15 protein-coding genes are annotated in these 13,893 nt (G+C 42.1%); 7 read left to right on the forward strand and 8 right to left on the reverse strand.

Features of this window, described 5'->3' with window-relative positions; genetic code table 11:
- The first annotated feature begins 104 nt into the window (after positions 1–104).
- The 7 genes from I2H52_RS05125 to I2H52_RS05155 all read left to right on the forward strand — a co-directional run bounded on the left by I2H52_RS05125 (position 105) and on the right by I2H52_RS05155 (position 5,509).
- Complete coding sequence (locus I2H52_RS05125; protein ID WP_000619158.1) at positions 105–827, forward strand: metal ABC transporter ATP-binding protein; 723 nt, start codon at positions 105–107, stop codon at positions 825–827.
- Positions 824–1,672 carry a metal ABC transporter permease gene (locus I2H52_RS05130; protein WP_195594528.1) on the forward strand — a complete coding sequence of 283 codons (849 nt, stop codon included), beginning with the start codon at positions 824–826 and terminating at the stop codon, positions 1,670–1,672. The genes I2H52_RS05125 and I2H52_RS05130 overlap by 4 nt, the downstream gene beginning before the upstream one ends.
- A gap of 26 nt (positions 1,673–1,698) precedes the next feature.
- Positions 1,699–2,631 (forward strand): metal ABC transporter substrate-binding protein, encoded by a 933-nt coding sequence (locus I2H52_RS05135; RefSeq protein ID WP_195594530.1) that lies wholly within the window; start codon positions 1,699–1,701, stop codon positions 2,629–2,631.
- 123 nt (positions 2,632–2,754) lie between these two features.
- Positions 2,755–3,249: a thiol peroxidase gene (gene tpx / locus I2H52_RS05140; RefSeq protein ID WP_000206546.1), complete on the forward strand. Its 495-nt coding sequence runs from the start codon at positions 2,755–2,757 to the stop codon at positions 3,247–3,249.
- A gap of 83 nt (positions 3,250–3,332) precedes the next feature.
- Complete coding sequence (locus I2H52_RS05145; RefSeq protein ID WP_033605978.1) at positions 3,333–3,983, forward strand: metal-dependent transcriptional regulator; 651 nt, start codon at positions 3,333–3,335, stop codon at positions 3,981–3,983.
- 120 nt (positions 3,984–4,103) lie between these two features.
- Positions 4,104–4,811, forward strand: a complete 708-nt coding sequence (locus I2H52_RS05150; protein WP_195594533.1) for a nicotinamide mononucleotide transporter — start codon at positions 4,104–4,106, stop codon at positions 4,809–4,811.
- A 284-nt stretch (positions 4,812–5,095) separates the two neighbouring features.
- Complete coding sequence (locus tag I2H52_RS05155) at positions 5,096–5,509, forward strand: hypothetical protein (protein ID WP_195594536.1); 414 nt, start codon at positions 5,096–5,098, stop codon at positions 5,507–5,509.
- Positions 5,510–5,540: 31 nt separating this feature from the next.
- Here the strand turns inward: I2H52_RS05155 and dtd are convergent, their stop codons facing one another.
- The 8 genes from dtd to I2H52_RS05195 all read right to left on the reverse strand — a co-directional run bounded on the left by dtd (position 5,541) and on the right by I2H52_RS05195 (position 13,887).
- Positions 5,541–5,984 carry a D-aminoacyl-tRNA deacylase gene (gene dtd, locus I2H52_RS05160; RefSeq protein WP_195594539.1) on the reverse strand — a complete coding sequence of 148 codons (444 nt, stop codon included), beginning with the start codon at positions 5,982–5,984 and terminating at the stop codon, positions 5,541–5,543.
- Positions 5,985–6,013: 29 nt separating this feature from the next.
- Positions 6,014–8,230, reverse strand: a complete 2,217-nt coding sequence (locus I2H52_RS05165; protein WP_001123779.1) for a RelA/SpoT family protein — start codon at positions 8,228–8,230, stop codon at positions 6,014–6,016.
- Positions 8,231–8,371: 141 nt separating this feature from the next.
- Complete coding sequence (locus tag I2H52_RS05170; protein WP_000229937.1) at positions 8,372–9,502, reverse strand: ABC transporter ATP-binding protein; 1,131 nt, start codon at positions 9,500–9,502, stop codon at positions 8,372–8,374.
- Positions 9,503–9,615: 113 nt separating this feature from the next.
- Positions 9,616–10,485: a helix-turn-helix domain-containing protein gene (locus I2H52_RS05175; RefSeq protein WP_195594542.1), complete on the reverse strand. Its 870-nt coding sequence runs from the start codon at positions 10,483–10,485 to the stop codon at positions 9,616–9,618.
- Positions 10,486–10,488: 3 nt separating this feature from the next.
- On the reverse strand, positions 10,489–10,875 hold the full coding sequence (locus I2H52_RS05180; RefSeq protein ID WP_000567910.1) for a Mini-ribonuclease 3: 387 nt from the start codon (positions 10,873–10,875) through the stop codon (positions 10,489–10,491).
- Positions 10,868–12,211, reverse strand: coding sequence for a cysteine--tRNA ligase (gene cysS / locus I2H52_RS05185; protein ID WP_000591084.1), 1,344 nt, complete (start codon positions 12,209–12,211; stop codon positions 10,868–10,870). The genes I2H52_RS05180 and cysS overlap by 8 nt, the downstream gene beginning before the upstream one ends.
- A gap of 43 nt (positions 12,212–12,254) precedes the next feature.
- Positions 12,255–13,016 carry a nucleoside phosphorylase gene (locus I2H52_RS05190; RefSeq protein WP_084940069.1) on the reverse strand — a complete coding sequence of 254 codons (762 nt, stop codon included), beginning with the start codon at positions 13,014–13,016 and terminating at the stop codon, positions 12,255–12,257.
- Positions 13,017–13,020: 4 nt separating this feature from the next.
- Complete coding sequence (locus tag I2H52_RS05195; protein WP_000613642.1) at positions 13,021–13,887, reverse strand: GNAT family N-acetyltransferase; 867 nt, start codon at positions 13,885–13,887, stop codon at positions 13,021–13,023.
- Between the last annotated feature and the right edge of the window lie 6 nt (positions 13,888–13,893).

Raw genomic sequence — 13,893 nt, forward strand, 5'->3', positions numbered from 1 at the left:
CTCTTTTTTCTTCATTTTTCAGTTATTATTTTAAATTTTTTAAAAATTAACTTGACTTAATTTTTTTTTTAATGTATATTAAAAGACAGGAGGAAAATAACTGTATGATACGTATCGAAAACCTCAGTGTCTCCTACAAAGAAACGTTGGCACTAAAGGATATTTCACTAGTGCTCCACGGACCAACTATTACCGGAATTATTGGTCCAAACGGTGCTGGAAAATCAACTTTATTAAAAAGTATGTTGGGAATTATCCCACACGAAGGTCAGGCCTTTCTCGATGACAAAGAAGTCAAGAAATCTTTACATCGAGTTGCCTATGTCGAGCAAAAAATCCATATCGACTACAATTTCCCTATCAAGGTCAAGGAATGTGTCTCACTGGGACTCTATCCATCTATCCCGCTCTTCCACACTTTAAAGGCCAGCCACTGGAAAAAAGTGGCGGATGCACTTGAAATCGTTGGACTCTCAGACTATGCTGATCGCCAAATCAGTCAGCTCTCTGGAGGACAATTCCAACGTGTTTTGATTGCCCGCTGCTTAGTGCAGGAAGCTGACTACATCTTTTTAGATGAGCCTTTTGTCGGGATTGACTCGATCAGTGAAGAGATTATCATGAATACACTGAGAGACCTTAAAAAAGCTGGTAAAACAGTTCTCATCGTCCATCATGACCTCAGCAAAGTCCCTCATTATTTCGACCAAGTTATGCTTCTCAATCGAGAATTGGTTGCTATTGGTTCAACTGAAGAAACCTTTACCGAAGTCAATCTCAAAAAAGCTTATGGTAGTAAGCTCTTCTTTAATGGAGGTGACCTATGATAGTAGAATTTATCGATGGATTGCAACATTTCCATTTCCTACAAAATGCCCTGATAACAGCTATAGTCATCGGGGTGGTTGCTGGAGCCGTGGGATGTTTTATCATCTTACGTGGAATGTCTCTCATGGGGGATGCCATCTCTCACGCAGTTTTGCCCGGCGTAGCCCTTTCCTTTATCCTGGGAATTGATTTCTTTATTGGAGCGATCATCTTTGGCTTGATGGCTTCCATCATCATTACCTACATCAAGGGGAACTCTATCATCAAGAGTGACACTGCCATTGGTATTACCTTTTCATCTTTCTTAGCCTTAGGTGTCATCTTGATTAGTGTTGCCAAGAGTTCGACAGACCTCTTCCATATCCTTTTTGGGAATATCCTCGCTGTCCAAGATACGGACATGTGGATCACCATTGGTGTGGGGGCATTGATTCTCTTGATTATCGGGATTTTCTTTAAACAACTATTGATTACATCCTTTGACGAGCTTTTGGCTAAAGCCATGGGAATGCCTGTTAATTTCTATCACTATCTACTCATGGTGCTCTTGACCCTTGTGTCAGTCACTGCCATGCAAAGTGTTGGAACGATTCTTATCGTGGCCATGTTGATCACCCCAGCTGCGACGGCTTACCTTTATGCTAATAGCCTAAAGAGCATGATTTTTCTTTCATCAACCCTAGGGGCAACCGCTTCTGTTTTGGGACTCTTTATCGGCTATAGCTTCAACCTCGCAGCAGGATCCAGCATCGTGCTCACATCTGCCAGCTTCTTCTTAATCAGTTTCTTTATCTCTCCAAAGCAACGATACTTGAAACTGAAAAACAAAAAAATCATTAAATAACGGGGAAACCCTTCTGGAGGAATCTAATGAAAAAATTAGGTACATTGCTTGTACTCTTTCTTTCCGTCATTGCTCTTGTAGCATGTGCTAGTGGGAAAAAAGATACAGCATCTACAAACCAAAAACTAAAGGTTGTAGCGACTAACTCTATCATTGCTGATATTACTAAAAATATCGCTGGTGACAAGATTGATCTTCATAGTATCGTTCCTGTTGGTCAAGACCCACACGAGTACGAACCACTTCCTGAAGACGTAAAGAAAACTTCTGAGGCTGACCTCATTTTCTATAACGGTATCAACCTTGAAACAGGTGGCAATGCTTGGTTTACCAAATTGGTCGAAAATGCCAAGAAAACTGAAAACAAAGACTACTATGCAGTTAGTGACGGCGTAGATATCATCTACCTTGAAGGTCAAAACGAGAAAGGCAAAGAAGACCCACACGCTTGGCTCAACCTTGAAAATGGGATAATTTATGCTAAAAATATCGCTAAACAGTTGATTGCAAAAGACCCTAGCAACAAGGAATTCTACGAAAAAAATCTCAAAGACTATACTGAAAAGCTAGACAAACTGGACAAGGAAGCTAAAGAGAAATTTAACAATATCCCTGCTGAGAAAAAACTCATTGTAACCAGCGAAGGATGCTTCAAATACTTCTCTAAAGCTTACGAAGTTCCAAGTGCCTACATCTGGGAAATCAACACAGAAGAAGAAGGAACACCTGAACAAATCAAGACCTTGGTTGAAAAACTTCGCCAAACAAAAGTTCCATCACTCTTTGTTGAATCAAGTGTCGATGACCGTCCAATGAAGACTGTTTCACAAGACACAAATATCCCAATTTACGCACAAATCTTTACTGACTCAATCGCTGAAGAAGGCAAAGAAGGCGACAGCTACTACAGCATGATGAAATACAACCTTGACAAGATTGCTGAAGGTTTGTCTAAGTAATCCATTAAAAAAACGTCGTTCTCACGTGAATGGACGTTTTTTTGTCCCTTAATTTCCAGTCAAATCATTGGAAAAATCTGACAATTCTCGGTAAAATAAAAGAAAAAAGAATGGAGTAGTTTCATGACCACTTTTCTAGGAAACCCTGTAACCTTTACAGGTAAACAACTGCAAGTCGGAGACAAGGCACTTGACTTTTCTCTTACGACAACCGATCTCTCTAAAAAAACGCTAGATGACTTTGATGGAAAGAAAAAAGTCTTGAGTGTTGTCCCTTCTATCGATACTGGTGTCTGCTCAACGCAAACACGTCGATTCAACCAAGAACTTGCCAACCTTGACAACACCGTCGTTCTTACTGTTTCTATGGACCTACCATTTGCCCAAGGACGCTGGTGTGGGGCTGAAGGCCTTGACAATGCCATCATGCTCTCAGACTACTTTGACCATTCTTTCGGACGCGATTATGCCCTTTTGATCAACGAATGGCATCTCCTTGCACGTGCCGTCTTTGTTCTCGATACTGACAATGTCATCCGTTACGTAGAATACGTTGACAACATCAACACGGAACCAGACTTTGAAGCTGCCATTGCTGCAGTGAAAGAACTGGACTAAAATCAAAGCCATTAGGGCAGAAGGCTAGAGAAATCTAGCTTTTTTTGATATACTAGATGGAGAGAAAAGACAAGAGGAAACGAATGACGCCAAATAAAGAAGACTATCTAAAATGTATTTATGAAATCGGTACGGAGATGCAGAAAATCACCAATAAAGAAATTGCTGCCCGTATGCAGGTCTCTCCACCTGCTGTAACAGAGATGATCAAACGCATGAAAAGTGAAAACCTCATCCTCAAGGACAAGGAGAACGGCTATCTATTGACAGATATTGGCCTCAAACTGGTCTCTGAGCTCTATCGTAAACACCGGTTGATTGAAGTCTTTCTAGTCCACCATCTTGACTATACCAGCGATCAAATCCACGAGGAAGCTGAAGTTCTAGAGCACACTGTATCCGACCTCTTCGTAGAGAGACTGGATAAACTGCTGGGTTTCCCTAAAACCTGTCCCCACGGAGGAACCATCCCAGCCAAGGGAGAGCTCTTGGTTGAAATCAACAACTTACCACTGGCAGACGTCCAAGAAGCTGGAACCTATCTCCTGACTCGGGTTCACGATAGTTTTGACTTGCTTAAATACTTAGAAAAGTATGAGATTCATATCGGTGACCAACTCCAAGTCAAGCAGTTTGATAGCTTTTCCAATAGCTTTACTCTGGTCAACAAAGACGAAGACCTCCAAGTTAGTATGGATATCGCCAAACAACTCTATGTCGAAAAAATCAACTAATTTCTCAAGTACCCCAACCACCCCTGAAAATTTTATTTTCAGGGTTTTATTTCTATCATTTGATTTTGCTTTCATTTAGTTGTAGAATATTTGTTAAAAAAAAGAAAGATAGTTTAACATATGAAAAAATCACTAAAAATTTTTGCGACATCCAAATGGTTTGACCTTTTCGGGGTTGCTTTGGTCGTTGGGATTGCGATTGCATCTGGTTACCTCAACTCACGTCTCGACAAATTTGTAGACTGGGGACCATGGACTGCACTTGTTCCCTTTGGATTGATTTCCGTAACCAACGTTGGGATTTCCATGTTGTCCACTCGTTTCACGGGAAAATTAAGCAAATGGGGAAATTACTTTGGCATTGTCAATACGATTTTGTCTGGTACCATTGATTATATCCTTGGAAATAAGGCGGCCATTATCACCTATCCTGTTACCTTTCTCATCTATACCTTTGCTATTAAGAAATGGGAAGCTTCGAAAGAAGGTAGACCCAACCAAATGAGCCAAAAACAGGTAAAATTGGCAGCCATCATCATTTCAATCATCGCCTTCCTCTTTGCCTTTGTGACCAACTATATCGGCTATGGAGGAAAGATGAATCTCCTTGCCTACGTGACAACTATTGCCTTTGCACTGTCCCTCATTGCCAATGCTTTAAACGCATTAAAACTGACAACTCAGTGGGGATTTTGGTTGATTTACAATTTTGTGCAGCTGACAAAGGCTGGCATTCAAGGCAACTTCGCTAATATCGGTAAATACATCTTTTATATCCTCAATGCAATCGGAGCTTTATTTGTCTGGAATGACAAAGAAGATAGATAACAGAAGGAAACTCAAATAAAGAAAGCAAGACGACTTAATAGAATCTTCCTTCTACTATTTATTATCATTTTATACTCTTCGAAAATCTCTTCAAACCACGTCAGCTTCGCCTTGCCGTAGATATATGTAACTGACTTCGTCAGTCTTATCTACAACCTCAAAGCAGTGCTTTGAGCAACCTGTGGCTAGCTTCCTAGTTCGCTTTTTGATTTTCATTGAGTATTAGTTGTAACTCTCATTCGTTTGGTGTAGAATGAAGCTAGATAAAAGAGGGAGGTTTTCCTATGAAAAAGCTCTTTAGACTACACTTCGCAGCCATTGCAGTCAGCGATTTGCTACTATTTGTATTTTTTACAACTAGACCCGAGATATCTTTGGACTGCCTCTTGCTCTCTGGTTTTATTTTCCTCCTTGCTCAAGGACTCCTGCTATTTCGCTTGTTCAACCGACTCAAACATCATTTCGTTGAGATTTATCCTCAAATCAATAAAAAGATTCGCTTCTACTATTTAGGGGTTCTCTCCATTGATTTTCTATTTTTTGTCCTTTTAGCCTTCACTAGTTCTCAGCGATTTTCCTCTCTTATGCCAATCGTCACTTCTTGGCATTCTACTTTTTATTATCTGACGGCTAGCCACCTAAGAGAAAACTATCCAGACTTTTACGACAAACACATTGCCTTCTGGGAGTATCTCTAAACAAAAACCAAGCCAGCTGGGCTTGGTTTTCTTATCTATTTTTAGTATCAAGGATAATGGTGACTGGTCCATCATTAACCAGCTCCACCTGCATATCCGCTCCAAAGATACCTGTCTGAACGGGCACTTCTTGAGCTAATTTTTGATTGAAAGCGTCATAGAAGTCTGATGCCATATCCGGCTTGGCTGCACCTATAAAAGCTGGACGATTGCCTTTCTTGGTATCCGCAAAGAGGGTAAACTGAGAAATCGAAAGGATTTCCCCCTCAATATCCTTAACAGACAGATTCATCTTGCCTTCTACATCTGAAAAAATCCGCATATTGACAAGTTTTCTCACAGCATAGTCCAAATCTTCCTTTTGGTCCTCTGGGCCAACACCGACCAGTAATAAGAGCCCCTGATTGATTTTTCCCTGAACCTGACCTTCGATACTCACTTGGGCTTTTTTAACCCGTTGGATAATGATTTTCATAATAGCCTTTCTAGTAACTGAGGGGAGAATTAGCCATTGGTCCGTTTGACAGAGTAGACCTCTGGCACACTCTTAATCTTATCCACGACTGTAGTCAGTGTAGAGAGGTTGGAAATCCCAAAGGAGACATGGATATTGGCAAATTTCATATCCTTAGTTGGTTGAGCATTAACGGTTGAGATATTCTTAGTTGTGTTAGAGAGAACTTGTAAAACATCGTTCAAAAGCCCTGTACGGTTGAGTCCGTAGATATCGATGTGCGCAGTGTATTCCTTGCTTGAGAATTGATCTTCCCATTCCACATCAAGGAGACGTTGCTCGTAGTTTTCTTGGGCACGGAGATTCATACAGTCCACACGGTGAATAGCTACACCACGACCCTTGGTAATGTAGCCAACAATGTCGTCACCTGGCACTGGATTACAACACTTAGCAATCCGTACTAGGAGACCTGAGGCTCCTTCAATGACCACACCACCCTCATGCTTGACCTTGAGGGTTTCTTTATTTTCAACCTTAACTTCGCCACCTTTGACAAGCTCTTCTGCTTCCGCCTTGGCCTTGGCACGTTCTTCCTCACGGCGTTCCTTTTCTGTCAAACGGTTAAAGACGGTAATCGCACCGATTTCTCCAAAACCAATAGCAGCATAGAGAGCTTCCTCTGTCTTGTAGCTGGTCTTTTGAAGGACCTCGTCCATGTGACGCTTGTCCATGAATTTATTGGCCACATAACCGTTTTCTTGGAACTGGGCCATCAGCATCTCACGGCCCTTGTTAACGGATAATTCCTTGTCTTGATTTTTAAAGAACTGGCGAATCTTGTTGCGCGCCTTGCTGGTCTTGACCATGTTGAGCCAGTCACGACTCGGACCAAACGAGTTAGGGTTAGTGATAATTTCAACCTGATCCCCTGTCTTGAGCTTGGTTGTCAGCGGAACCATACGACCATTGACCTTGGCACCGGTCGCTTTTTCACCGACTTTGGTATGGATTTCATAGGCAAAGTCAATCGGTCCTGAATCTTTTGGAAGGGAGCGAACTGCACCATCTGGGGTAAAAACGTAAATCTCCTCCGCCAGATAGTTTTCTTTAACAGAGTCCACAAATTCCTTGGCATCATCAGCCTGGTCTTGGAGCTCCATCATCTCCTTGATCCAGTTCATCCCAATAGCAGATTCCTTGCTGTTGACCTGCCCTTTAATGCCTTTCTTATAGGCCCAGTGAGCTGCTACCCCGTACTCAGCCACTTCGTGCATTTCCTTGGTCCGAATCTGGAATTCAATCGGTCCTTTTGGTCCATAGACGGTCGTATGGATAGACTGGTAACCGTTGGCCTTACGATTAGCGATATAGTCTTTGAAGCGGCCTGGCATAGGTTTCCAAAGTTCATGCACATAACCCAACATGGCGTAAACATCACTCTGGGTATCTAAGATACAGCGAATGGCAATCAGGTCATAAATCTCCTCAAAGCGTTTTTTCTTATCCTGCATCTTGCGATAGATAGAATAGATATGCTTAGGACGACCATAGATTTTCCCTTTGAGATTGCGTTCGGTAGCATAGTCCTCCAACTTGGTTACGACTTCATCGACCAAAGCCTCACGTTCTCTGCGTTTCTCCTTCATCATGTGAGTAATCTTGTAAAACTCAGTTGGATTGAGGTAACGGAAAGATAAATCTTCCAACTCCCACTTGACACTGGAAATCCCTAGACGATGAGCTAGTGGTGCGTAAATTTCCATGGTTTCTCTGGAGATACGTTCTTGCTTGTCCTTTCGCAGGTGTTTGAGAGTCCGCATATTGTGCAAACGGTCCGATAATTTAACCAAGATAACACGGATATCTTCAGACATGGCCATGAGCATCTTGCGGTGATTTTCAGCCAATTGTTCCTCAAGTGATTTGTACTCAACCTTACCAAGCTTGGTCACCCCATCAACGATAATTCGAACATCATGACCAAATTCCCGCTCCAGATCATCTAGTGTAGCATCTGTGTCTTCAACAACGTCATGCAAAAAACCACAGGCGACGGTTACGGCATCCAGCTTGAGCTTAGCCAGAATTCCTGCCACCTGAATGGGATGGATAATATAGGGCTCACCTGATTTCCGAAACTGCCCACTATGACAATCTACCGCATAAATCAATGCTTTTTGTACAAAAGCAACGTCTTCCTTTGTTAAATATTCTCTCGTTAAAGCGACTACCTGATCGCCCGTCAAATTCACTTCTTTCGGCATCTATACTCTCCAATTCTTCTACCATTTTATCACTTTTTTAAGGATATGAAAACTAGAAAAAACCGTTTTTATACCAATAACAAGCATTTAAAAGAAAAACACTGCCAGATTTCTCTAGCAGTGTTTTGACATTTCATTTGCTTAGTAGACTGTTTTTTCAGTTTCTACGTCGAAGAAGTGTGCTTTGTTCAAGTCAAATCCAAGTTCAACTGTTGCACCTGTTTGCAAGTAGTCACGAGCATCCACTTTAGCAACAAATTCGTCTTTACCAACTTGACAGTAAAGATGAGATTCTGAACCAAGCAATTCTGATACAGAGATAGTAGCTTTGACAACTGATTCTGGGAATGTTTCAAGGAAAGCAGGTTCTGCATTCACGTCTTCTGGACGAATACCGAAGATCAATTCTTTTCCTTCGTAGCCTTTTTCACGAAGAACTTTCAAAGCACCTTCTGGAACTTTCAAGCGGAAACCGTCAGAAACAATTTCATTGCCTTCTAATTTCACATTGATGAAGTTCATAGCTGGGCTTCCGATAAATCCTGCTACGAACTTGTTAACTGGGTTTTTGTAAACTTCTTGAGGAGTACCGATTTGTTCTACACGTCCGATAGTACCTGTACCAGCAGGGTTTTTAGTTGCTGACATGATAACGATACGGTCAGCAAGTGTCATCGCTTCTGTTTGGTCGTGGGTTACGTAGATAGTTGTAGCTCCGATACGACGGTGAATCTTCGCAATTTCAGCACGCATAGATACACGAAGTTTGGCATCCAAGTTTGACAAAGGTTCGTCCATCAAGAACACTTTTGCATCACGGACGATGGCACGACCCATGGCAACACGTTGACGTTGACCACCTGAGAGGTCAGCAGGTTTACGATCCAAGAATTCTTTCAAACCAAGGATTGCTGCTGCTTCTTGTACACGTTTGTCGATGTCTTCCTTGCTGTATTTACGCAATTTCAAACCGAAAGCCATGTTGTCATATACAGTCATGTGTGGGTAAAGAGCGTAGTTTTGGAATACCATGGCGATGTCACGGTCTTTTGGAGCTACGTCGTTGACAACCACGCCATCGATAGATGCAGTACCTTCTGTGATGTCTTCAAGACCAGCAATCATACGAAGAGTCGTTGATTTACCACATCCTGAAGGACCTACGAAAACGATAAATTCTTTGTCTTTGATGTCCAAGTTGAAGTCTTCAACTGAGTAGTGTTCGCTGTTTGGATATTTTTTGTAAATGTTTTTAAGATTTAATTCTACCATCGAGGTGAACTCCTTTTGTCTTTTGATAGTTTTATTATAGATGAAAACGCTTTACTTTTCTATGGCAAGGTGACCAAAAAAACAAAAAAGTTCTGTGCAACTTGCACAAAACTTTAGAGAATATCTGGTAAAATCAACTGATAACAAAGGGTGAGATCCGTCAACTCCTTCAACTGAAGCCCTGTCAATTCTTCCCATCTATCAATCTTGTATTGGAGAGAGTTGCGGTGCAGATAGAGTTGCTGGGCTGTTTTAGTTAGGACAGCACTATTTTCCCAAAGGGAGAGAATGATTTCCTGAATCTGGTCCTGATCCAAAATCATCTGGTGCAAGCATTCTTTAATGACTCTCAGGTCCACTAGTCTTTCTCCCATACTCCAAAGATAGAGCTGTGAAAAGGTATGAACACCTTGATGCCCCTGACGCCACCATGTCTTAAACAAATCTCGCTCTGCTTTGATTAAGTCTGATAGGGCTTGATGGCCTGTCTGAGACCAAACCTGCCCCAACATGATAGACAGACGAAGACCAAAGTCATACTCTACCGCTTCAATCGTATCAGATAAGATTGAACGTACAGAAGTGTACTTATCTTGTTGCAGCACGAAAACATAATCCTGAGCTCCAACCTGCAGCACCGTCTGACAGTTGGGAAAAAGAGTCCGCATCATATCCAGCCAAGAGGCCAGATTTTCCTGTTGATAATAAGACAGATGGCAATAAACCAGTTGAATCTTTTTGAAAGCTTGCGGTGCCTGCCCCTTTCCCTCAATCAGATAGGGATACCAAGGATTGAGCGAATGAGCCTGCTCCTGCTGGGTCAAAAGGGCAACCAGCTGCTTTTCACGCTCGCTGAGCCCAGCTTCCTCTAGTAAAATCCACTGCTGAGAGGCTAAAGGAAGAGTAAGATAGCCTAGTCTCTCAATCGGCTGATCTGAAATCTGAGCTTCAGGAAACCAGTCTTGTAATTCCTTTGCAATCATATTCTAGCCCTCCACTTTTTGGATGCACCAAGCAATTAAGGTTTCTAGCCGCTCCAGGTTTTCAGTCAAATGGAGATAGCCCATCACTGCTTCAAAACCTGTAGACATGCGGTAGGTCACCACATCTGCATTTTTAGCCTTTGTATGACTATTGGTATTGCGACCTCGTTTATAGATTTCTTCTTCCTTTTCCGTAAGGACTTGCTCCTCCAACATGAGGGCAATCAGACGAGCCTGAGCCTTGGCTGAGACATACTTGGTCGCCTCTTGGTGAAGTTTATTGGGCTTGGTCATGCCTTTGAGGATGAGGTGGCGGCGAATATACATGGAATAAACCGCATCCCCCTCAAAAGCCAGCGCAATCCCATTAATGAGATTGACATCAATCACGTGTCCACCTCACTCCATCCTTGGTGTCAAGGAGCTTAATTCCTTGAGCAGCCAATTGGTCACGGATTTGGTCTGCTGTTGCAAAGTCACGATTCGCACGCGCCTCTTGACGTTTTTGGATTAAGGCTTCAATTTCTGCATCCAAAACTTCCTCGACAAAGACAATACCAAAGACCTCCAACATATCCTCAAGAGCTTGCTTAACACTTGCATCATAGTTGCCGGAGTTGATCCACTTAGCCATTTCAAAGACAACTGTGATGCCATTGGCAGAGTTAAAGTCCTCATCCATAGCTGCTACAAACTTGTCTTTAAAAGCTTGCAAGTCTTGGGCGTCCACAGTTCCTGTAAATGGTTGCTCGTAAGTGTTTTTCAGATATTTGAGATTGGTCTCTGCATCACGCACTGCCTTTTCAGTAAAGTTGATTGGTTTACGGTAATGCTGAGTCGCAAAGAAGAAACGCAACACTTGGCCATCGATAGTCTTCAATGCATCATGCACAGTGATAAAGTTGCCCAAGGACTTGGACATCTTGACATTGTCGATATTGACAAAGCCGTTGTGCATCCAGTAGTTGGCAAAAGTCTTGCCTGTTTTGGCTTCTGACTGGGCAATTTCATTGGTATGATGAGGAAACTCCAGATCGGCTCCCCCACCGTGAATATCAATGGTATCGCCCAAAATCTCTGTTGACATGACCGAACACTCGATATGCCAGCCCGGACGACCAGGTCCCCAAGGACTGTCCCAAGAAATCTCGCCTGGTTTTGCAGCTTTCCAAAGAGCAAAGTCTACAGGATTTTCCTTGCGAGCTGTTTCTTCATCGGTACGACCTGAAGCACCCAGCTCCAAATCTTCCAAGGTTTTGTTAGCCAATTTGGCGTAATTGTGGGATTTTTCCACTCGGAAGTAAACATCTCCTTGACTCTCGTAAGCATAACCTTTTTCAATCAAGTCTTCCACAAAACGAATGATGTCCGCCATAAACTCTACTACACGCGGATGGCGAGTCGCAGGTTTCACGCCCAAAGCTGTCACATCCTCACGAAAGGCAGCGATGTACTTGTCCGCAACCTCCAGAGGTGTGATACCTTCTTCCTTGGCACGGTTGATAATCTTATCGTCTACATCTGTAAAGTTGGAAATATAGGCAACTTCGTAGCCACGGTATTCGAAATAACGACGAATGGTATCAAAAGCCACTGTTGAACGGGCATTCCCCACGTGGATATAGTTGTACACGGTTGGCCCACAGACATACATCTTGACCTTGCCGTCCTCGATAGGGAGAAATTCTCGCAAATCACGAGACATGGTGTCATAGATTTTAATCACTCACTGTCTCCTTTCTGTTTCTTGTTTATCGTAAAGAGTCATTTTAATCCAACTCTCTAGCAATTACTAAGGCTATCTCAAAGAAAGTCATAGCATCTGCTTTTCTTTCTTCATGTCTTGCATCCCACTCATGATTGTGATGGTCAACATAATCAGCCGTATAAAAAAATTGATAGACTTTTGCTTGTCGAAATTGCGTCCAAGCCATGATTGCAGAAGCTTCCATATCCACAACAGTCGCACCTGCTGCTAATCTACGTTTGACCTTATCGGCTGTTTCACGATAGAAAGCATCTGTGGTCCAAGCCTTTGTTCGAATGTGCTCAATGCAAGATTTGTTCAAAGCTTCTTCCATGGTTAAAAGCAAAGTTTCGTCATAAGCTATCTCATCACTTGCAGGAGCGTAATGGTAACTTGTACCTTCATCACGTAGAGCTGAACTTGGTAGAATAATCTTATCTGCCTGAATAGACTGATCTAGAACTCCGCAAGAACCCAAAACAATAAAGTTCTTAAATCCTCTTGCTTTGAGTTCTTCTAAGAGTCCAACAACCATCGGGGCTCCAATCGTAGCTATAGCAACTGCTACCTTACTCCCATCTTTTTCATAGATATACCATGGAAGTCTGCCATTTAGATTGGTTAGATAGCCACCTTCGTAAACATCTTCAAACTGCTTTACTCGTTCAACGATTTCTCCATTAAAAGATAAAATAATTGTGTCACAGATTTCTCCACCACCACGAATACTTCGATCAGTTGGTTCGATAACAGCAGGTACATTTTCGAATTCTTCTAATAGCATTTTTCTACTCTTTCTCATTCAAATAAACTACCTGTGTCTGTTTGACAAAGCCGATTTTTTCATACAAGCGCTTGGCACCTACGTTGCAGTCCTCTACTGCAATCTGAAATTCCTTATCATTTTGCTCAATCAGTTGGTTGACAAGGGATTTTGCTAAGTAACTTCCATAGCCTTTGCCACGTTCAAGTTCTGATATTGCTAAACCGTAGAAGTAATTCGTATTAGTCGATAAATCTACCGTGCAAGTCCCAATAACCTGACCGTTTTTTAATAAAATATATAGGCGACTTTCTGGATCTTTCAGAGCTTCAGCGACATATCTATCCTCAACTTCTCTAGATTCAGGTTCCTCTGAAAATGCCTGAAATTTTAACTGACTAATTTGATCTTGATACGAACTATCTGCTAACAAAACTTCAAGATTGGAAATCTTTTCTAACGGATAAGGTCTTCTATCCTTACCTAACCAGGTTTCTGTCTCTTCATCCTCGACCAATCCCCAGTTGCTGACAAAATCAGGATGACGCTCTAGAAAAATACGTTCTGTCTGAAAAGTAACTGAACGAATAGGGAAAGAAGCCGTTTCTTTCTCAAAACTCGTAAACAAAGCACGCGCAATTCCCTGACGGCGATGATTTGGATGAACCAGTATCGTCACTTCCACATCTTGGTCATCAGCATAGACAGTTAATAGACCAACAAGTTCGCCTTTTTCATAATAAAGGAAAAAGGCGGGCATGTTTGGGTCAAAATTAAGCATGTTAGAAAGATAGGGATCACGATAAGTTCCATCATAGGCTTGGCAACAGTTAATTAGTTTTTTCGCCTCAGATAACTCCTCTTGGCTTAACTTATTTCTTGCTTGAATCATATAGGT

The organism is Streptococcus oralis (assembly GCF_015561235.1).
Classification (GTDB): domain Bacteria; phylum Bacillota; class Bacilli; order Lactobacillales; family Streptococcaceae; genus Streptococcus; species Streptococcus oralis_BK.